The 19,714-nt window shown below is 71.3% G+C and carries 16 protein-coding genes; 12 read left to right on the forward strand and 4 right to left on the reverse strand.

Features of this window, described 5'->3' with window-relative positions; all coding sequences use genetic code 11:
• The first annotated feature begins 181 nt into the window (after positions 1-181).
• The 9 genes from WA670_RS44105 (at position 182) to WA670_RS44145 (ending at position 10,915) form a co-directional block, all read left to right on the forward strand.
• The gene (locus WA670_RS44105) at positions 182-2,701 is read left to right on the forward strand and encodes a hypothetical protein (protein ID WP_336162137.1); all 2,520 of its coding nucleotides are present in this window, start codon (positions 182-184) and stop codon (positions 2,699-2,701) included.
• Entirely contained in the window at positions 2,694-3,671 is a 978-nt protein-coding gene (locus WA670_RS44110; RefSeq protein WP_336162139.1) for an HAD-IIA family hydrolase, read from the forward strand. Before WA670_RS44105 ends, WA670_RS44110 begins: the two co-directional genes overlap by 8 nt.
• A 16-nt stretch (positions 3,672-3,687) precedes the next feature.
• Positions 3,688-3,894 carry a hypothetical protein gene (locus tag WA670_RS44115; protein WP_009079580.1) on the forward strand — a complete coding sequence of 69 codons (207 nt, stop codon included), beginning with the start codon at positions 3,688-3,690 and terminating at the stop codon, positions 3,892-3,894.
• 5 nt (positions 3,895-3,899) lie between these two features.
• Positions 3,900-4,718, forward strand: coding sequence for a TlyA family RNA methyltransferase (locus WA670_RS44120; protein ID WP_336162142.1), 819 nt, complete (start codon positions 3,900-3,902; stop codon positions 4,716-4,718).
• Positions 4,715-5,644: an NAD kinase gene (locus WA670_RS44125; RefSeq protein ID WP_037815439.1), complete on the forward strand. Its 930-nt coding sequence runs from the start codon at positions 4,715-4,717 to the stop codon at positions 5,642-5,644. The genes WA670_RS44120 and WA670_RS44125 overlap by 4 nt, the downstream gene beginning before the upstream one ends.
• Positions 5,645-5,741: 97 nt before the next feature.
• Positions 5,742-7,526, forward strand: coding sequence for a DNA repair protein RecN (recN, locus tag WA670_RS44130; RefSeq protein WP_037815441.1), 1,785 nt, complete (start codon positions 5,742-5,744; stop codon positions 7,524-7,526).
• 9 nt (positions 7,527-7,535) lie between these two features.
• The gene (locus WA670_RS44135; RefSeq protein WP_037815442.1) at positions 7,536-8,684 is read left to right on the forward strand and encodes a DUF1266 domain-containing protein; all 1,149 of its coding nucleotides are present in this window, start codon (positions 7,536-7,538) and stop codon (positions 8,682-8,684) included.
• A 102-nt stretch (positions 8,685-8,786) separates the two neighbouring features.
• Positions 8,787-9,971: a putative cytokinetic ring protein SteA gene (steA, locus tag WA670_RS44140; protein ID WP_037815443.1), complete on the forward strand. Its 1,185-nt coding sequence runs from the start codon at positions 8,787-8,789 to the stop codon at positions 9,969-9,971.
• Positions 9,968-10,915: a copper transporter gene (locus tag WA670_RS44145; RefSeq protein WP_336162145.1), complete on the forward strand. Its 948-nt coding sequence runs from the start codon at positions 9,968-9,970 to the stop codon at positions 10,913-10,915. The genes steA and WA670_RS44145 overlap by 4 nt, the downstream gene beginning before the upstream one ends.
• Positions 10,916-11,122: 207 nt before the next feature.
• Here WA670_RS44145 and WA670_RS44150 read toward each other — a convergent pair whose 3' ends face one another.
• On the reverse strand, positions 11,123-13,015 hold the full coding sequence (locus WA670_RS44150; RefSeq protein WP_336162147.1) for a glycosyl hydrolase family 18 protein: 1,893 nt from the start codon (positions 13,013-13,015) through the stop codon (positions 11,123-11,125).
• Positions 13,016-13,406: 391 nt separating this feature from the next.
• Between WA670_RS44150 and WA670_RS44155 the strand changes: the two genes are divergently transcribed.
• On the forward strand, positions 13,407-14,543 hold the full coding sequence (locus tag WA670_RS44155) for an acyltransferase (RefSeq protein WP_336162149.1): 1,137 nt from the start codon (positions 13,407-13,409) through the stop codon (positions 14,541-14,543).
• A gap of 4 nt (positions 14,544-14,547) precedes the next feature.
• Here WA670_RS44155 and WA670_RS44160 read toward each other — a convergent pair whose 3' ends face one another.
• On the reverse strand, positions 14,548-15,255 hold the full coding sequence (locus WA670_RS44160; RefSeq protein WP_037815451.1) for an aspartate/glutamate racemase family protein: 708 nt from the start codon (positions 15,253-15,255) through the stop codon (positions 14,548-14,550).
• Positions 15,255-16,682, reverse strand: a complete 1,428-nt coding sequence (locus tag WA670_RS44165; protein ID WP_037815454.1) for an NCS1 family nucleobase:cation symporter-1 — start codon at positions 16,680-16,682, stop codon at positions 15,255-15,257. Before WA670_RS44165 ends, WA670_RS44160 begins: the two co-directional genes overlap by 1 nt.
• A gap of 135 nt (positions 16,683-16,817) precedes the next feature.
• Between WA670_RS44165 and WA670_RS44170 the strand changes: the two genes are divergently transcribed.
• On the forward strand, positions 16,818-17,498 hold the full coding sequence (locus tag WA670_RS44170; RefSeq protein ID WP_134668141.1) for a GntR family transcriptional regulator: 681 nt from the start codon (positions 16,818-16,820) through the stop codon (positions 17,496-17,498).
• Between the two features lie 35 nt (positions 17,499-17,533).
• Positions 17,534-18,379, forward strand: coding sequence for an alpha/beta fold hydrolase (locus tag WA670_RS44175; RefSeq protein ID WP_336162152.1), 846 nt, complete (start codon positions 17,534-17,536; stop codon positions 18,377-18,379).
• Here the strand turns inward: WA670_RS44175 and aroA are convergent.
• The gene (gene aroA / locus WA670_RS44180) at positions 18,372-19,658 is read right to left on the reverse strand and encodes a 3-phosphoshikimate 1-carboxyvinyltransferase (protein ID WP_336162154.1); all 1,287 of its coding nucleotides are present in this window, start codon (positions 19,656-19,658) and stop codon (positions 18,372-18,374) included. The genes WA670_RS44175 and aroA overlap by 8 nt on opposite strands.
• Positions 19,659-19,714 lie beyond the last annotated feature (56 nt).

Genomic DNA, 19,714 nt, shown 5'->3' on the forward strand with positions numbered 1-19,714 from the left:
CGAGAACCCCTGGTGGTTCTCCCGGGGCCCAGACTCATGTTCGCGTCCGCTCGGAGGGCGCGCGAGGCGGCTCAGGTCCGCCCGCGCGAGGTTGCTCCGAACGGGCCCGTAGGATAGTCAATCGGCCCTCGTACGGAGGGCCGTCTTCAGAATTCCAGAGTTGTCTATGGCAGGAGGCCAGGTGTCCGAGTTCGGTCGACGTGACTCAGCGGATGAGGGGTCCGGTCGGTCGGCTCGCCGCGACCAGGACTCCCGCGGCGGCCGGTCCGACGCGCCCCGGGGAGACCGGCGCGGCGCGCGGCAGGACCGCGGCGGGCGGGACAGCCACCAGGGCCGGCCCAGGCGGGACGACCGCGGCGCACGCGGGTCCGGCGGGTTCGTCGGCCGACCCGATCGCGGCGACGGCCCTCGCGAAAACCGCGGATACGGCGCGAAGCGCGACGACGACCGCGACTTCCGCCCCCGCGGCAAGCGCGAGTTCGACCGTCCGCAAGGCAAGTCTTACGGCGACCGTTCCGGCGGCAAGCCCTACGGGGACCGTTCGGGGCGTCCCGAGGGACGTTCTTCCTACGGCGAGCGCTCCGGCGGGCCCGGCAAGTCGTACGGTGATCGTCCGGAAGGGAAGTCTTACAGCGATCGCGGCGGGCGGCCGCAGGGCAAGTCCTCGTACGGGGAGCGGTCCGGCGGGCGCTGGAACGACGACCGGCGCGGCGGCGACGACCGGCGCGGGCCGGGCGGATACCGCGGCAAGGACTCCCAGGGCGGCGGGTTCCGCGACGATCGGCGCGGGTCCGGCGGATTCCGCGACAACGACCGGCGCGGCGGTTACGGCGACCGCGACAACCGAGGCGGCAAGCCCGGCGATCGCGAGGCGCGCGGCGGCTACCGCGACGACCGCGGCAGCAAGCCGGGCGGGTACCGGGACGACCGCGGTGGCAAACCCGGGGGCTACCGGGACGACCGTGGCGGCAAACCCGGGGGCTACCGGGATGACCGCGGCGGCAAGCCGGGCGGCTACCGGGACCGGGACGACCGCGGTTCGCGCGACGGTGGATTCCGTGGCGGGAACCGGGGTTCCGGCGGGTTCCGGGACGACCGGTCCGGCGGGAACCGGCGCGACGACCGCGGGTTCCGCAACGATCGCGACGAGCGTCGCGACAGCCGTCCGGGCGGGTTCCGCAATGACCGCCGTGACGAAGGCGGTTACCGCGGGGATCGCCGGGACGATCGCTCCGGCGGGTTCCGCGACAACCGGCGGGACGACCGTTCGGGCAGCTTCCGCAATGAGCGGCGCGATGAGGGCGGTTACCGCGGAGACCGGCGGGACGATCGGTCCGGAGGGTTCCGCAACGACCGCCGCGACGCGGGCGGTTACCGCGGGGATCGGCGCGACGATCGCTCCGGCGGATACCGGAACGACCGGCGTGATGACCGCTCCGGCGGGTTCCGCAATGAACGGCGCGACGAGGGCGGCTACCGGGGCGAGCGGTCCGGTGGGTTCCGTCGCGACGACCGCGCCGGGGACAAGCGGCCTGGCGGGGATCGCCGGGACGAGCGTTCGGGCGGGTTCCGCAAGGACCAGCGCGACGGTGGGTTCCGGAACGACCGTCAGGACGAGGGTGTCCGCGGGCGGCGCGACGAGGTCGAGGAGACCTCGTCGGCTGCGGTCGAATCCGCGGTGGTCGACGAGGTGACTGCGGGCTCGGGTACCGCGGACGTCGAGTCGGGTGCGGGGGACCGGACCGACAGCGTCGAGGCCGCTGAGGGCCAGGAACGGCCGCAGGACAGCCGGGACGACCGCGGCGAGAGGCAGGAGCGGCAGGACCGTCGGGAGCGCGACAACCGCAGCGACCGTGGCGACCGCGACAACCGTGGCAGCAGGGACAGCCGCGACAGCCGTGGTGACCGGCGTGACCGCAGGGACGACCGTCCGCGCACCAAGCGGCCGGTGACGGTCGAGGAGCAGGACGCGGCACTCGCCCGCGAGCTGCTCGAAGCGCCGGAACTGCCGGAGGACATCGAGTTCTCCGACCTCGACGAGGAAGTCCGCCGCGAGCTGCGCACCCTGCCGAAGGGGCTCGCGGAGACCGTCGGGAAGCACCTGGTCGCCGCGGGCGGGCTGGTCGACGAGGACCCGGAGGCCGCGCTCGAGCACGCGCGGTACGCGAAGACCAAGGCGTCTCGGGTGCCGATCGTCCGCGAAGGGCTCGGGCTGGTCGCTTACCACGCCGGCAACTGGCAGGAAGCGCTGTCCGAACTGCGTGCCGTCCGGCGGATGACGCGCAGCGACGAGCACATCGCGATCATCGCGGACGCCGAGCGCGCGCTCGGACGTCCGGAGCGCGCCCTCGACCTCGCCAAGGAGACCGACAAGGAACGGCTCACCAAGTCGACCCAGGTCGAGCTGGCGATCGTCGCGGCGGGCGCGCGGCGCGATCTCGGGCAGCTGGACGCGGCGGTCGTGTCGTTGCAGGGGCCGGACCTCCAGGCTGCCAAGCGCGATCCGTGGAGCGCGCGCCTGTTCTACGCGTACGCCGACAACCTCGAGGCTGCCGGGCGCAAGGAAGAGGCCGTCCAGTGGTTCCTGAACGCCGCGGAGGCCGACGCCGAGGACGAGACCGACGCCGCCGAGCGGGCCGCGGACCTGGCGAACGAGGCGAACGCGAACGAGGCGAACGGTTCCAGCGAGACGGATGACTGACGTGGCCTACGACGCGCTGCTGTTCGATCTCGACGGCACCGTGTACCACGGGACGCAGGTGATCGAGGGTGCCGCGGAAGCCGTGGCCGCCGTGCGCGACAAGGGCACGGCGATCCGGTTCGTGACCAACAACGCGTCCAAGGCCCCGTCGGCGGTCGCGGAGCATCTCCGGGACCTCGGGATCTCCGCGGACACCGAAGAGGTGCACACGAGCGCTCAGGCGGCAGCCGGGCTCCTTCGGGACCGGCTGCCGTCCGGGGCGAAGGTGCTCATTGTCGGCGCCGTCTCGCTCGGCGACCAGATCTCCGCCGTGGGACTGGAGCCGGTGCGGACCGCGGGCGACGACGTTTCCGCGGTGGTGCAAGGACATTCGCCGGAAACCGGATGGGCGGACCTCGCCGAGGCGAGCATCGTGATCCGGGCAGGCGGGCTGTGGGTCGCGACGAACACCGACACCACGCTGCCGACCGAGCGCGGGCTGATGCCGGGCAACGGGTCCATGGTCGGGGCGCTCAAGATCGCCACCGGGGCGGAGCCGGTCGTCGCGGGGAAGCCGCAGCCGCTGCTGTTCGAGACGGCCGCGCGGTCGGCGAAGGCGAAGCGCCCGCTGGTGGTCGGGGACCGGCTCGACACGGACATCGCGGGTGCGGTCGCGGCGGGGCTCGACTCGCTGTGCGTCCTCACCGGCATCGCGACTCCGGCGACGCTGCTCACCGCGATCCCGGCGGAACGGCCGAGTCACCTCGGCGCCGACCTCACCGCGCTCGCGCAGCCGGCCGACGAATTGCGCGTCGGCAAGCGAACCGGCTGGGAGATCAGCGAAGGGGACGAGCTGACCGTACGCGGCGAAGGCGACAAGCTCGACCTGCTGCGCGCGCTGTGCGACGCGGCGTGGCGCACCGGCGTCTCGCAGGTGCGCGCGGACGGCGACGCGGCCGCGGCGGCAGTGACCGGGCTCGGGCTGGCCTGACTGGTAGTTTGGGGCTGTGCACCCGAACGTTCCGCGGCCGGTTCCCGGACCCCCGCCGATCCCCGGACCCGGCCCGCAGCAGACTGACCCGCGGGCGGGCATCGACGAGGCCGTCGCCGGGCTCGACGACCTCGACACGCTGCCGCCCGCCGAGCACGTGGACCGGTTCGAGGCCGTGCACACCGAGCTGACCGTGGCCCTGTCCAGCATCGACAAGGTCTGACCGGCGTGGCCAAACGGGCCAGGCTCGACGCGGAACTCGTGCGGCGCGGACTCGCGCGCTCCCGCGAACAGGCCTCCGCGCTCATCACCGGCGGCAAGGTCACCGTGCGCGGCATGGTCGCCACGAAACCCGCCACCGGCGTGGAAAACGACGCGCCGATCGTCGTGAAGGACGAGGACGACCCGGGCTGGGCGTCGCGCGGTGCGCACAAACTCCTTGGCGCGCTTGAGCGTTTCGGTCCCGAGGGGCTGGCCGTCGAGGGCCGTCGCTGTCTCGACGCGGGCGCGTCCACCGGCGGGTTCACCGATGTGCTGCTGCGCAACGGCGCCGACCAGGTCATCGCCGCCGACGTGGGGCGCGGGCTGCTCGACTGGAAGCTGCAGACCGACGATCGCGTCGTGGTCCTCGACCGCACGAACGTCCGCAACCTGACGCCCGACATGCTCGGCGGCCAGGTGGATCTCGTCGTCGGCGACCTTTCCTTCATCTCGCTCAAGCTCGTGCTGCCCGCGCTCGCCGAGTGCGCGCGCGACGGCGCGGATCTGCTGCCGATGGTCAAACCGCAGTTCGAGGTCGGCAAGGACCGGCTCGGCAGCGGCGGCGTGGTGCGCGATCCGGAACTGCGCGTCGAATCCGTGCTGGGCGTGCTCGCCGAAGCCGCGAAGCTCGGCCTGTCGCTGCGCGGGGTCGTCGCGAGCCCGTTGCCGGGACCCTCCGGGAACGTCGAATACTTCGTGTGGCTCCGCAAAACGGAGCCGGAAGACGCGGGCAGCGAGGACGCCGAACGGCTCGTGCGCACCGCAGTCCAGGAAGGACCCCAGTGACCGCCGAACGTGAAGTGCTCCTCGTGGTGCACCCCGACCGGGACACCACCCGGGAGGCCGCCCGCGAGGTGTCCCAGCGGTTCGCCAAGGCCGGGATCCGGCTGCGCGTGCTCGACGAGGACGTTCTCCAGCTGATCGACCCGGACGGCTGCATGGCGAAGCCGTGCACCGTGGTCGCGCCCGAGCACAACCCGGCCGAGGGCGCCGAACTCGTGTTCGTCCTGGGCGGCGACGGGACCCTGCTGCGCGCGGCGGAACTCGCCCGCCCGGCCGAGGTGCCGGTGCTCGGCGTGAACCTCGGCCGCGTCGGCTTCCTCGCCGAGGCCGATTCGGACGCGCTCGCCGACGCCGTGCAGCGCGTGGTCGACCGCGAATACCACGTCGAGGACCGGATGACGGTCGACGTCACGGTCACCGCCGACGGCGCGGAGATCTACCGGACCTGGGCGCTCAACGAGGCCAGCGTCGAGAAGTTCAGCCGCGAGCGGGTGCTCGACGCGCTGATCGAGGTCGACGGCCGCCCGGTTTCGTCCTTCGGCTGCGACGGCGTGCTATGCGCGACGCCGACCGGTTCCACCGCGTACGCCTTCTCCGCGGGCGGCCCGGTGCTGTGGCCGGACGTGGAGGCACTGCTCGTGGTGCCCAGCAACGCGCACGCGATGTTCTCCCGTCCGCTCGTCGTGTCACCCGAGTCGGTGATCACCGTCGGCATCGACCCGAAGGGCCCGAAGGCGGCGCTGACCTGCGACGGGCTGCGGTCGTTCGACCTGCCGCCGGGCGCGCTGGTGCGCGTGGTCTGCGGCAAGCAGCCGGTGCGGCTGGTGCGGCTGTGGGACGGCGTGTTCACCGACCGGCTGGTGTACAAGTTCGGCCTGCCGGTGCGCAGCTGGCGCGACCGGCGCGGCGGGGAGCGCCAGGGCGGCTGATCCGCGACGCGCCCGCACAAGTGTTCGACCAGCGAAAAGAAGAGTTAGCGGACCTCGAACGCACAGAAGGTCGGTGCGGGCCGCTACCGTATGCGTCGTGCTGGCCGAGATGCGCATCCAGGGCCTCGGAGTCATCGAGGAAGCCCTGCTGGAACTGCACGCGGGCTTCACCGTGGTCACCGGTGAGACGGGTGCGGGCAAAACCATGGTCGTCACCGGGCTGCATCTGCTCTCGGGCGGACGGGCCGAGGCGTCGAAGGTCCGGAACGGGATGCTGAAGGCATTCGTCGAGGGCCGATTCACCGTGGGCAAGGACGACGCGGCCGCCCGCATCGTCACCGACGCGGGGGCCGACGTCGACGAGGACGGCAGCGTCATCGCGCTGCGCACGGTCGCGGCCGACGGGCGCTCGCGGGCGCACCTCGGCGGCCGGTCCGTGCCGGTCGGGGTGCTGTCCGACCTGTCCGAGCAGGTGATCGCCGTGCACGGGCAGAACGACCAGCTGCGGCTGCTGCGCCCGGCCGAGCAGCGCGCGGTCATCGACCGGTTCGCCGGCGAGGACGTCGGGCGGCCGCTCGCCGCCTACCGCCAGGTCCGCGAGGAATGGCTGGCCGTCATCACCGAGCTGAGCGAGCGCTCCAACCGCTCCCGGGAGATGGCGCAGCAGGCGGACCTGCTGAAGCACGGGCTGAACGAGATCGACGCGGTCGCTCCCGAACCGGGCGAGGACGTCGAGCTCACCGAGCAGATCAAACGGCTCGCCGCGGTCGACGAACTGCGTGCGACGGCCACCGAGGCGCACGCGGCGGTGTCCGGCGCGCAGGACGGCGATCCGGACGCGCCGGGCGCGCTCGGCCTGGTCGGCGAGGCGGTGCGGCGGCTGGTGTCGGCGGAGGATTCCGCGCTGAGCGACCTGGTGCCGCGGCTGGAAGAAGCTTCTACGCTGCTGAGCGACGTCGGCGCGGAGCTGGGCAGTTACGTCGAGAACCTGGACGCCGACCCGGCGCTGCTGGAGAAGGTGCTCGCGCGGCAGGCCGATCTCAAGCGGCTCACCCGCAAGTACGCCGCGGATGTCGACGGAGTGCTGGCGTGGGCCGAAGACGCGCGCCGTCGGCTCGAATCGATGGACACGTCAGAAGAAGCCCTGTCCGCGCTGGCGTTGCGCCGGGACGAGCTGGCCGTGCAGCTGGTCGCGCACGCCACCGAGGTTTCCGCCGCGCGGGGCAAGGCGGCCGCGGAACTGGCGACGGCGATCACCAAGGAGCTGTCCGGTCTCGCGATGGGGCAGGCGGAGCTGGAGATCACCGTCGAGCAGCGTCCGGCCGAGCACGGCGACCGGCAGGCGCTCGCGATCGACGGACACGCGGTGCACGCGGGCCCGGACGGCGTCGACGAAGTGGAACTGCTGCTGCGGGCGCACAACGGCGCGCCGCCGCTGCCGGTGCACAAGGCCGCTTCGGGCGGTGAGCTTTCGCGGGTGATGCTGGCGATCGAGGTGGTGCTGGCGCACGCGGACACCGTGCAGACGCTGGTGTTCGACGAGGTCGACGCCGGGGTCGGCGGCCGGGCCGCGGTCGAGATCGGACGGCGGCTCGCGCGGCTCGCGCGCACGCACCAGGTCCTCGTGGTCACGCACCTGCCGCAGGTCGCCGCGTTCGCCGACCAGCATCTGGTGGTGGACAAGGGAACCAGCGGCGGCGTCACGCGCAGCGGCGTGAAAACGCTCGACCAGGACGACCGGGTGCGCGAGCTGGCCCGGATGCTCGCCGGCATGGACGGCACCGAGACCGGCCGCGCGCACGCCGAGGAACTCCTTGCCACGGCGGAGAAAGACAAGGCGAAGAACACCGGCGCGAAGCGCAAGCGCGCGAAGAAGGGCTGACCGGATTCCATGACCTGGGCCACGCTGGCCGACGTCGAAGCCGAACTCGCCCGCGCGCGGCGGGAGGACGATCTCGACCGCTTCCTCGGACTCCTCGGCGACGAGGAGCTGTTCGTGCCGATCCACCGGGACGAGGCGCAACGGCTCGCGCAGGACCGGACCTGGTCGCCCGCGAAAGTCTGCTGCGCGCACGGCGGCGAACCGTCGCTGCAGGTGTTCACCCGCGGCGCGCTGCCGGATTTCGGCGCGGACGTGGTCTTCCTCAGCGGCGACCTCGACTGGGCCACGCACGGTCTCGGCCACGAGGAACAGGTCGTGTTCAACCGCGGCACGCTCGGCGAATGGCGGGTGAGCGCGGCGGCCGTGCTGCCCTGGGTCGACGCGAACCCGCACCGGGTCACCGCGGTGGAGCAGCAGGTCGAGCGGCTTTACACGGCCCGGTACGGACTTCTCGACGGTCCGGTCGCGCACGCGCTCGCCTGCGGCGCGCACCAGGCGGTGCTGTCGGCCGAACCGTGGAACGTCCTCGACGCGCGCTACCACGACTACGTCGCCGAGGTCCGCGGCCTGCGCGACTGGTGGGGCGTCGCGGACGCGACGGACTGGCGGGCCGCGATGGACCGGCTGCTCGGCGATTCCTACCAGCTCACCACCGGAAACCTCGTGCTCGTGCTGCGCGCCCGCAGCGGGCTGGCGCTGGACGTCTACGGCTGGGTCGAGCTGGTCCGGCAGTGGTGCGCCGACAACGACGCCGAGGACCAGGCCGGGCCGCTCCTCGAGGCGGTGCGCCGGATCGTCCGGTACGAACAGCGGTTCCGCGCCGACGGCCTGCTCGAGCCGGACGGCGTGGTGGACAGCATCATCGGCTGGGACGTCGGCCGCGCGGTCGAATTGGCGCGCTGGGGTTTGGCGGTCGGGTACTGCGACGCGCTCACCGCGGAATTGATGGTGCTGGAAGCCGGCGCGATCGCCCGGCGCTACCACGGTTCCTGGGCGGAATTGTCCACCGGATACGTGCTGGGCAGGCTGCTCGCGCTCGACGGCGAGGAATTCGGCCCGGAATACGTTTCGGCCGCCCGGGTGCGCCACCGGCTGCTGAACGATCCCGCGAGCCCCTGGTCCAACCTCGATTTCGAGGCGGGCGGACCGCACAGTTAACCCCGGCTCCGCCTACCGCGCGACATGGCTCACCACAACGAGTCACGTCCGCATCGGCGCGTCGGCTCCGCACCCCGGCACAAATTTGTCACCATCAGCCACATGAAGCTCACTGGTCTACTCGCGCGGAACCAAGAAGCCCTCCCCGGCGTCATCGGTGTCGCGCGGGTCGACCGGCGCACGAGGGAACTGCTGCGCCGGGTCAGCGCGGGCGACATCGTCGTGCTGGACCAGCTCGACCTCGACCGGGCCACGGCCGACGCGCTGGTCGCCGCCGAGGTCGCCGCGGTGGTCAACGCGTCGCCGTCGATTTCCGGCCGGTTCCCCAACCTCGGCCCGGAAATCCTCGTGGCGGCGGGCATCCCGCTCGTCGACTCGGTCGGCGGGGACCTGCTGCGCAGCGTCAAGGACGGCACGAAGCTGCGCGTCCACGAGGGCGCGGTCTACCTGGGGGAGCGGCAGCTGGCGACCGGGGTCGAGCAGACCCCGGAAAGCGTCGCCGACCAGATGATCGAGGCGAAGGCCGGGATGTCGACCCAGCTGGAAGCCTTCTCCGCCAACACGATCGAGTTCCTGCGCCGCGAGCGGACGCTGATCCTCGACGGCGTCGGCGTGCCGGAGCTGAAGGTCCCGGTGCGCGACCGGCACGTGCTGGTCGTCGCCGCGGGGAACGGGCACGCCGAGGACCTCAAGAAGCTCAAGAAGTACATCGGCGAGCACCGGCCGGTGCTGATCGGCGTCGACGCGGGCGCGGACACCCTGCGCGCGCAGGGATACCAGCCGGACGTCATGGTCGGCGACCCGACCGGGATCGGCACCGCGACGCTGCGCAGCGGCGGCGAGGTCGTCGTCCCCGCGCAGCCGGACGGGCACGCGCCGGGCGTCGAGCGGATCCAGGACCTGGGCATCGGCGCGGTCACCTTCCCCGCGTCCGGCAACGCCGAGGACCTCGCGCTGCTGCTGGCCGACGCGCACGGCGCGAGCCTCGTGGTCACCGTCGGATTCCAGGCCACGCTGCGGGAATTCCTCGACCACGGCCGGTCCGGGTCGAACCCGTCCACGTTCCTCACTCGGCTCAAGCTCGGCACGAAGCTGGTCGACGGCAAGGCCGTCGCGACGCTGCACCGGGCCCGGGTGTCGCTCGGCGCGGTCGCGCTGCTCGTGCTCGCCGCCATCGTCGTCGTCATCGCCGCGCTGCTGGTCTCCGACGTCGGCTCCGTCTATCTCGAGTGGATCCAGCACACCTGGTCCACGTTCGTCGCCTGGGTGAAGGGTCTCTTCACGTGATTTCCCTGCGGTACCACATCGTTTCCATCACCGCGTGCTTCCTGGCGCTGGCCGTCGGCGTGGTGCTGGGCTCGACCGCGCTCAACGGTTCGCTGCTGTCCGGGCTCGCGGACCAGAAGAAAGACCTCGGCACGCAGGTCGCCGATCTCGAAGCGCAGCGCAATTCGCTCAACTCGCGGCTGTCCGACGCCGACGCGTTCGCCGGGACGATGGGCCCGAAGGTCGTCGCGGGCGCGCTCGACAAGCGCAGCGTCGTCATCGTCACCACGCAGGACGCGCGCCCGGCCGACCGCGACGCGCTCAAGAAGCTCGTCGGCCAGGCCGGTGCCTCGGTCACCGGCGAACTCCAGCTCACCGACGCGTTCACCGACCCGGCGAAGGCCGACCAGCTGCGCGACGTCGTCACGCGGCTGCAGCCGGCCGGGGCGAAGTTCCCGACCGCGGGCGACTCCGGCACGCTCGCCGGCGCGCTGCTCGGTTCGACGCTGCTGCTGGACAAGGCGAGCGCGAAACCGCAGTCGAGCGGCGACGAACTCGCCGCCGCGCTCGGCGGGCTGACCGACGGCGGTTTCGTGAAGCCGAGCCAGGGCGTGCAGCCCGCGCAGCTGGCGATCGTGCTGACCGGAGCACAGCAGACCGGCGACGGCGCGGGGGACCGGGCCGCGACGATCGCCCGGTTCGCCGCGCAGATGGACCGCTCCGGCGCAGGCACGGTGCTCGCCGGGGACCCGGGTTCGGCGGGCGGTTCCGGCCCGATCGGGGTGGTGCGCGCGGACACCTCGGCCACGTCGATTCTGTCCACTGTGGACAACGCGGATTCGGCCGCGGGCCGGGTCGCGACGATCCTGGCGTTGCAGGAACAGCTCAACGGCGGGTCGGGACGGTACGGCATCGCGGGCAACGCGCAGGCGATCGCGCCGGGCGTGACCGCTTCGGGGAACTGAGACTTTTCGCCTCCCGCACACCAGTCGGCGGCGGCACCGGATTCCCTTCGTGGGCGAGGAAACCCGGTACCGCCGCCGACTGTGTGCACTGACAACGCGGCGGTTTCCCTTCGGGGCGGGAAAACAGCACAGGCAAGGCAGCGGCGCCGGGTCTCCTGTCGGGGTGGAGAACCCGGCGCCGCCGTCATTCACGCGCCTGCTGCGGGGTCAGCAGGTGCCGTTGTCGGCCCAGACCGCGGCGCTGCCGGGCGTTTCGCCTCGCGTCCACCACTTGGCGGACCAGCGGTGGCCGTTGTAGGACACGACCGCGCCGGCGTTGTAGGACTGGGAGGTGTTCCACGCCGCCGGGCACGCGGTGGTGGGGCCGCCGCTGCCGGAGCAGGCTCCGTTGTCCGACCAGACGTCCGAGGTGCCGGGCTGCTCGCCCTGCGTCCACCACTTCGCCGTCCAGGTGTGGTTGTTGTACGACACGACCGCGCCGCCGTTGTAGACCTTGCCCGAATCCCAGGCCGCCGCGGTGCACTGGCCGCCCGGCGGGGTCGTGGGAGTGGTGGGCGTGGTCGGGGTCGTCGGCGTGGTCGGGGCCGTGGGGGTGGTCGGCGTAGTGGGAGTGGTGGGCGTCGTCGAGGTGGTCGGCGGCGGGCCGGAGCAGCCCTCCGTCGGCGCAGCGAGCCCGTCCACGACCGCGTGGAACAGCGTCGAATCGGGGTCGAGGTCGTAGAGCGAGAACATCATCGCGCCGCCGAGGCCGTTGCAATGGATGTAATCGGTGCGCGCCTTGATCGACTGCTTCGACGAACCGCCGTAGAAGCTCGTCCCGTCGTAGAACCACGCGGATTGCGTTGTCGGGTCCCAGAACGTGGTCGCCGGGTTGTCGACCACGCCGGTGAGTTCCTTGTACATCGCGACGCCGGGCACGTTGCCGCTCAACGGATGCGGAGCGGACGGACCGGTCGCCGTCTGGTAGAGCCCGTGGTTCGAGCCGGCCGGAACGCCGGTCCAGCCCCGGTAGTAGAACGGGATGCCCAGGGTCAGCTTCGAGGCCGGGAACCCGCCGGGGATGCCGTACGCCGGATCTCCTTGCGTGTAAGCCTTCATCACCTGGTCGATGGTGTATTTCTCGGTGCCCGGCGGAATGGGCGTCGACGGGTCGTTCGGCGAGGGGTAGAGCGGATCCTGGAAGTTCGTCGGACCGGTCTTGTCCCACGCGCCGTGCATGTCGTAGGTCATCGGGTCCGCGAAGTCCATGTACTGGTGGATCTTGTCGGTCTGGATCTTCGCGATCTTGTCCTGGCCGCCGGGCAGGGCGGCGGAAAGCGCGTAGTGCTTGCCCAGCGCGTCGAGCTGGCCGCGGAACTCGGCGAGCAGCGAGGTGAAGTTCTGGGTGTCGTTGGGGCTGTAGTGGTTGCCCGTGTGGCCGCCGGGGTGCGCCGGGTACTCCCAGTCGATGTCGAACCCGTCGAAGATGTTCGCGGCGGTGCCGGGGCCGCCGAAGCCGCCCGCGGCCGGGATGTTGCCCTTGATGAACATGTCGATGCAGGAGCTCACGAACTTCTTGCGGGAGGCGTCCGTGGCCGCGGCGTCGGAGAAGTACTTCGAGTAGGTCCAGCCGCCGAGCGACAGCAGCACCTTCAGCTTCGGGTGCCGGGCCTTGAGTTCCTGCAGCTGGTGGAAGTTGCCGACGATCGGCATGTTGTAGGTGTCGGCGGTGCCGTCGACGCTGATGTCCGAGCCGAACGACTTCTGGTAGTCGGCGAACTGGTCGCCCGCGCCGTCGCCCGCGTTCGGGTCGTCCTCGCCGCCCGGGTCGGGGGTGGTCGCCTTGGTCGTCTCGAAGCAGGTGAGGTTGTTCGGGTCGATGTTCTCGAAGTCGTAGAGCAGGTAGTCGATGTTGTCGGCGATCTTGTCGACGTTCTTGAGGTAGTAGGCGTTCTGGTAGATGCTCCATTGGTCGAAGTAGGCGATGCGCAGGCCTCCCGAGGAGGGCGCGGGCGTCGCGGTGGCCGGGGCGGGCCGGGCCAGGATGGTAAGACCGGCCACGACCACGGCGGCCAGGGCGGCGCAGGCCACGGCCAGCGGTCTCAAGGTCCGGTGGGGCATAAGGGTTCTCCCTCGCACAAGCGAAGTCCGCCCGCCGCACCGGAATGCGCGGCAAGCGTCGGACATCGGGTGATCACTGCAGGAGCGGGGGCCGGCCCGTAGTCGAATGTGAACCAGGGCACAGCCGGAGTCAATACTGTGGACTAGACCAATTTCCGCGCCTGGGCGTTTTGTGGTGAAGTGTCCGGAAAGGCCCGACGAACGGCCTGTTCCAAGCGGGGCGAGTGGTCCGGACCACCGCGGGGTTCCGGTTCACCCGTACGGGTGTGGCTGATCCGACACCCGTCCCGTCCGGCATCAGGCGGGTCTCAGGAAGATCATGGGTGGTTCACAGCTGCGCACGAGAGCCTGGCACCATGAGCGCCAACGACCCCGGGAGCACGGCCGAACGATGACCACTACCGAGATCCCGCTCGTCCGATCGGACGAGCCGGCGCCCGTCCGATCGCCGCACCTGCGTCAGCTCGATTTGTACCGGGTCGTCACGTTCGCCCTGGTCATCCTCATCCACGTGGTCGGCTCCACGACCTTTCCGCAGGACGTCGTCGCCGACGCGATCCAGACCCCGCTGCACCTGACCCGTGAAGCGTTCTTCGCGCTGACCGCGTTCGTGCTCGTGTTCGGTTACCGGGACCGGCCGGTGCAGACGGGGAAGTTCTGGCGCAGGCGGTTTCCGCTGGTCGCCATTCCGTACGTGACCTGGACGGTCATCTACCGGGTGTACACGCTGATCACCTCGGGCCAGCCGTTCGGGTCGGTCGGCGCGCAGCTGCGCACGCTCGGGCTGGACCTGCTCACCGGGAACGCCTGGTACCACATGTATTTCATGCTGGTGACGCTGCAGGTGTACCTGCTGTTCCCGCTGCTGGCCAAGATGTTCGACCTGATCCGCCGCCGTCCGTGGACCGTGCTGGCGGTCTCCGGCACGATCCAGGTCGCGGTCGCGATCTTCATGAGCTACCCGCCCGCCGCGCTGGGCTACGTGTTCGTCAGCAAGTTCTTCGCGACTTTCCTCGTCTACCAGTTCTACATGCTGCTCGGCGCCGCGGCGGCGCTGCATTTCGAGGCGGTGCACGCCTGGCTGCGCACGCACACGCGCTGGGTCCTGCTGGCGATGGCGGGCGGGCTCGCGATCGCGGAGACCGGCTACTTCGTGAGTGTCCACTTCGGAGAGTGGCCGGAGATGGCGTCGGACGCTTTCCGCCCATACCTGATCCCGTGGTTCGTCGCGGTGATCGCCGGCATCTACCTAGCGGGCGCGCGCTGGGCGGAGAGCAGGCAGCGCGGCGGGAGGTTCGTGTCCTGGGCGGTGAACCGGTCGTTCGCGGTGTTCCTGACCCACCCGATCGCGATCGCGGTGCTGGACCCGCTGTTCGTCTTCGTCGGCGACCGCTACGGCGCGCCGTGGACGACGCTGGTGGCGTACCCGGCGACGGTCGCGCTGACCTTCGCGATCGTCGAGGTGCTCCGGCGGCTGCCGTGGAGCAAGGCGCTGACCGGGCGCGCCCGGGTGCCGGTGCGCGGCTGAGCGGTCAGCCCGGCCAGGTGCGGTGCTTGTCGAGCGGCCGCGCGTAGGAACCGGCCCGGCTGGTGCGCAATCCCAGCGCCACCAGGGATTCCGCGAGCCGGACCGCGGCGGCGACGCCGTCGACCACCGGGACGTCGAGCATCGCCGACATCTTGCGGTCCAGCCCGGTCATCCCGGCGCAGCCGAGCACGAGCACTTCGGCGCCCGCGTCGCGCGCCCGCAACCCCGCGGTGAGCAGCGCGGATTCCGTGCGTTCCTCGTCGCGCAGCTCCAGCACGCTCAAGCCTGTGCCGACGACTGCGACGCAGTTGGCGGCCACTCCGGCCGAGTGCAGGCTGTCCTCGATCAGCCCGCACGTGCGGTCCAGCGTCGTCACCACGCCGTACCGGCGGCCGAGCAGCCCGGCGAGATGCGCCGCGGCCTCGGTGATGTCGACCACCGGCACGTCCAGCAGTTCCCGCGCGCCCTCGCGGCCGTGCTCGCCGAAACCGGCGAGGACGACCGCGTCGAACGTTTCCCCGGTGGTGCGCAACAGGTCCAGCACCGCGGCGGCGGACAGGAAGCTGTCCAGCCAGCCCTCCGCCGATTCCGGGCCCCACTTCGGCGTCAGTGCGACGATCTCGGTGCCGGGGCTGGCCGCCGCCCGCGCCCCGGTCTCGATCTCCTTCGTCATGGCCTCGGTGGTGTTGCAGTTGGTGACGAGGATCCGCATCAAGCCCTCCGCTGGCGGTACGAAACGGCGTAGTAGAGCAAACCGGCGCTGGCGGTGCCGAGGAACCACGAGTACGGCGCGGCCGGCGCGAAGAACGGCACCAGCGCGATCACCGCGGAGAGCACCGCGCACGGGAAGAAGGCCGCCATCGCGCGCGGATTCACCTTGGGGTACTTGCCGTCGCGCACGAACAATTGCTCGACGTCCACCTTGCCGCGGCGGATCAGGTAGTAGTCGACGATCATGATCCCGAACAGCGGCCCGAGGAACGCGCCGAGCCCGCCGAGGAAGTAATTGACCACCACCGGCGACGAGTACAGCTTCCACGGCAGCACGCACAGCGCGGCGACGGCGCTGATCATCCCGCCGACGGTGAACGAGATCCGCTTGGGCCAGATGTTGGCCAGGTCGTAGGCGGGGGAGACGAAGTTCGCGACGATGTTGACGCCCATCGTGGCGATGGCGAAGGTGAGCGCGCCGATGATCAGCACCGGGGTGTTGTGCACGCGGGCGAGCAGTTCGGCCGGGTCGGTGATCGCCTCGCCGAACACCTGCAGGCTGCCCGCGGTGACGATCACCGACAGCAGCGCGAACGCCGTCGAGTTCACCGGAAGGCCCCAGAAGTTGCCGCGCCGCACCGTTTTCTGGTCCGGGGCGTTGCGGGAGAAGTCGCAGAAGTTGAGCATCAGCGTGCCGTAGGTGGACAGGATCAGCCCGGCCGCGCCGAACCACTGCCGCACCTGCTCGCCGCCGGACAGCCGACGCGGGCTGCTGGTGAACGAGATGTGCCAGTGGCTCGCGGCGAGGATCCACACCGCGAGCGCGATCATCACGATCCAGATCAGCGGGCCGCACCAGTCCTGGAACTTGCGCACCGCCTCCATGCCGCGGGTCAGCACGAACGCCTGCACCAGCCACAGCGCTACGAAGCACATCCAGCCGAGCGCGTGCAGGCCGAGGAAACTGTGCTCGGTCAACGGTTTCAGGCCGGGATCGATCGCCAGCACGAGCAGGGTGATCGCGACGCTCGCGAGGTAGGTCTGGATGCCGTACCAGAAGATCGCGATCACGGCGCGGATCAGCGCGGGCAGGTTCGCGCCGAACGTGCCGAAGCTGATCCGCGCGACCACCGGGAACGGGACGCCGGTGCGCTGCCCGATCCGGCCCATCAGGTTCATCCCGAAGAAGATGATCACGAACCCGAACAGCAGCGCGGTGAACACCTGCCAGGCTGACAGGCCGAGCACGAACAGGCCGGCGGCGAAGGTGTAGTTGCCGAGGTTGTGCACGTCCGACATCCAGAGCGCGAAGATGTCGTAGACCTTCCAGCGCCGCTCCTCGGCGGGCGCCAGGTCCTCGTTCCACAGCCGCGGGTCGGGTTTCGGCTGGACGTCCGCGCTGGTTTCGGTGGACGGGGCGTGCGTCATTGCAGACCTCCGGTCGACGTGCCGGCAGCTTTGGGATCCCAAACTTGGGATCCCAAATATCGCGCCGCAGGTCTGCTGAGTCAACCCTCTGCCCGATAAACTCGCGAATGGCCGGTGTCGGCGAGAGGGGGTCAGGTGGGCGCCACGGAGGAGCGGCAGCCGCTCGCGGCGACGCGTGCCCGGGTGCTCGACGAGCTGCGGGAGCGGATCCTGACCGGGCGGCTGAAGCCGGGGGACCGGCTGGTCGAGCGCGAACTGGCCGACGATCTCGGGGTCTCGCGGGTGCCGGTGCGCGAAGCGATCCGCAGCCTGGAATCCGAGGGCTTCGTGGTCGTGCCCTCGCCCCGGCGGGTGGTGGTGCGGCAGCTGGCGCGCGTGGATGTCGAGGAGCTGTTCGACGTCCGGGAGGCGCTGGAGAGCCTCGCCGCCGCGCGTGCCGCGGAACGGGCCGGGAAGCCGGAGATGCGCCGGCTGGAGCGGCTGCTCGCCGAGTCCGCGCGGGTCACCCAGGGTGGCGACGGCGCGCGGATTTCGGAGGTCAACAGCAGGCTGCACGACGAGATCATCGCCATCGCGGGCAACCGGCTGCTCACCACGATGCTGCATCCGCTCGAAGGCCAGCTGCGGTGGCTGACCAGCCAGAACGAGCACTGGGGCGAACTGCTGGACGAGCACCGCCGCCTGGTGGACGCCATCGGGTCCGGCGACGTGGAGCGGGCGCGCGAGTACGCCGCCGAGCACGTCCGGGTCAACCGCGCGGTGACGTTGCGCGACCTCTTCGGGGACGACGAGCGGGACGAGCGTCCCGCGGGCTAGTAAGGTGACCCTAACTTCAAGCGAGGGGGTCGCTGGTGGCGCACGTGCAGGGCGAGCCGGAGTGGGTGTCCACCAAGGACGGACGACGGCTGTACGCGATGGTGCTGCGAGGCCCGGAGAACGCGCCGACTGTGGTGTTCGAGGCGGGCGCGGCGGCGAGCCGGTCGTCGTGGGGGCTCGTGCAGCCGCTGGTCGGCGAGTTCGCACGGGCGGTGGTGTACGACCGGTCCGGGCTCGGCCGCAGCGCGCCGGATCCGGCCGGGCGCACGCTGGACCGGATGGCCGACGACCTCGTGGACGTGCTGAGCCACTTCGGGCCGGGACCGTACATGCTCGTCGGGCACAGCGCCGGGGGACCGATCGTGCGGCTCGCCGCGTCCCGGACTTCCGCTCAGGTGTCGGGGCTGGTCTTGGTCGACCCGACCGACGAGGCGGCGGAAGTGCTGTTCTCGCCGCGATTCCGCAGCCTCGAACGGAAGTTGCTGCGCACGGGCCGGATCCTCGCGGCGACTGGATTGCTGAAGTTCCTGTACCGCCCCATGCTGCGGGCCGCGCCCGAAGACGTCCGGCGCGATCTGGTGCGGGAGGGCTTTACCCCGCAGGTGTTGCGCACTCAGACCGAGCAGGCGCGGACCTTCCTCGACGAACTGGAAACCTGGCGGACGAATCCGCCCGCGCCGAACGGCTGTCCGGTGACGGTCGTGTCCGGCGGCCGGGCTGGGGACGGGATGAACGCGGCGATGCGTGCGGAGGCGAATGCCGCGCACGCGCAACGGGTGTCGCCGCGGGGACGGCATCGGATCGCGGAGAAGTCCGGGCATCTGGTGCCGGTCACCGAACCCGAGGCGGTGGTGGAGGAGATCCGCCGGTTGCTCAGCTGACGGCGTCGCTCCACGTCTCGACGAACTTCGGGAACGTCTTGCCGACCGTGTCCGGGTTCTCGACCAGCACGCCGGGCACGCGCAGCCCCAGCACCGCCGCCGCCATCACCAGCCGGTGGTCTTCGTAGGTGTGGAAGACGCCGCCGTGCATCGGGGCGGGAGTGATTTCCAGGCCGTCCTCGAGTTCGGTGACGCCCGCGCCCAGGCCGGACAGTTCGGTCGCCAGTGCGGTGAGCCGGTCGGTCTCGTGGCCGCGCAGGTGCGCGACGCCGGTGATGCTCGACGGGCTCTCGGCGAAGCACAGCATCGCCGCGATGACCGGGGTCAGTTCGCCGACCTCGTGCAGGTCGAGGTCGATGCCGGGGAACGCGCCGCCGCCGGTGACGACCAGGCCGTCGTCGTCCAGCGTCGCTTTCGCGCCCAGTTCGGTCACCAGCCCGCGCAGCCAGTCGCCCGGCTGCGTGGTCTGCTTCGGCCAGCCGTGCACCCGGACCGTCCCGCCGCCGACCACCGCGGCGGCCACGAACGGGGCCGCGGTGGACAGATCCGGCTCCACGACGTACTCCGGGCACGACAGTTTCGCCGGCTCCACGTGGAATTCCGTGCCGGAACGCTCCACAGTGGCCCCGAACCGGCGCAGCATGTCCAGCGTCATCGCGATGTGCGGTTCGCTCGGCGGGGCACCGCCGACCAGTCGCACCGTCACGCCCCGCTCGAAGGCCGGACCGGCGAGCAGCAGTGCGGACAGGAACTGGCTGGAGGCCGACGAATCGAGGTCCACCCGGCCGCCGCGCAGCCCGCCGGTGCCGTGCACGGTGAACGGCGGCGCGCCGCGTCCGCCGTCGTCGATCCGCGCGCCGAGCTTGCGCAGCGCGGCCAGCAGCGGGTCGATCGGGCGGCGGCGGATCGCGTCGTCGCCGTCGAACTGCACCGAGGCATCGCCGAGCGTGGCGAGCGCGGGCGTGAACCTGGCGACCGTGCCGGCGTTGCCGAGGGTGACGGTCGTTTCGTCGCCGCGGCCGCTGATGGTGCCCAGCGGGTGGACGAGGAAGCCGTCGATGGTCTCCTCGGAAAGCGCGCCCAGCGAGGCGAGCGCGGCCAGCATCAGCCGGGTGTCGCGCGAATCGAGCGGATGGCGCACCCGCGTGGGAGCGCTCGCGAGCGCGGCGAGCACATAGGCCCGGTTGGTGATCGACTTCGATCCGGGGACGCGCACCGCGGCGTCCAGCGAGGCGCCCGCGACGGGGGCGGTCCAGTGGTCATCGCGGATGTTCGGCACGCGCGCAGCCTAGCGCGGCGCGGGTGAACCGATTCCGCCGCGCCGGGAAGAGGCGT

Source organism: Amycolatopsis sp. VC5-11, from assembly GCF_037034185.1.
GTDB classification, from domain to species: domain Bacteria; phylum Actinomycetota; class Actinomycetes; order Mycobacteriales; family Pseudonocardiaceae; genus Amycolatopsis; species Amycolatopsis nivea.

What these genes read in the sequence shown, in the direction of transcription:
- WA670_RS44135 (WP_037815442.1), top strand. Translation starts at nt 7,536, where the DNA reads ATGACCTGGGCCACGCTGGCCGACGTCGAAGCCGAACTCGCCCGCGCG.
- WA670_RS44165 (WP_037815454.1), bottom strand. Translation starts at nt 16,682, where the DNA reads ATGACGCACGCCCCGTCCACCGAAACCAGCGCGGACGTCCAGCCGAAA.
- WA670_RS44150 (WP_336162147.1), bottom strand. Translation starts at nt 13,015, where the DNA reads ATGCCCCACCGGACCTTGAGACCGCTGGCCGTGGCCTGCGCCGCCCTG.
- WA670_RS44160 (WP_037815451.1), bottom strand. Translation starts at nt 15,255, where the DNA reads ATGCGGATCCTCGTCACCAACTGCAACACCACCGAGGCCATGACGAAG.
- WA670_RS44155 (WP_336162149.1), top strand. Translation starts at nt 13,407, where the DNA reads ATGACCACTACCGAGATCCCGCTCGTCCGATCGGACGAGCCGGCGCCC.
- steA (WP_037815443.1), top strand. Translation starts at nt 8,787, where the DNA reads ATGAAGCTCACTGGTCTACTCGCGCGGAACCAAGAAGCCCTCCCCGGC.
- WA670_RS44110 (WP_336162139.1), top strand. Translation starts at nt 2,694, where the DNA reads ATGACTGACGTGGCCTACGACGCGCTGCTGTTCGATCTCGACGGCACC.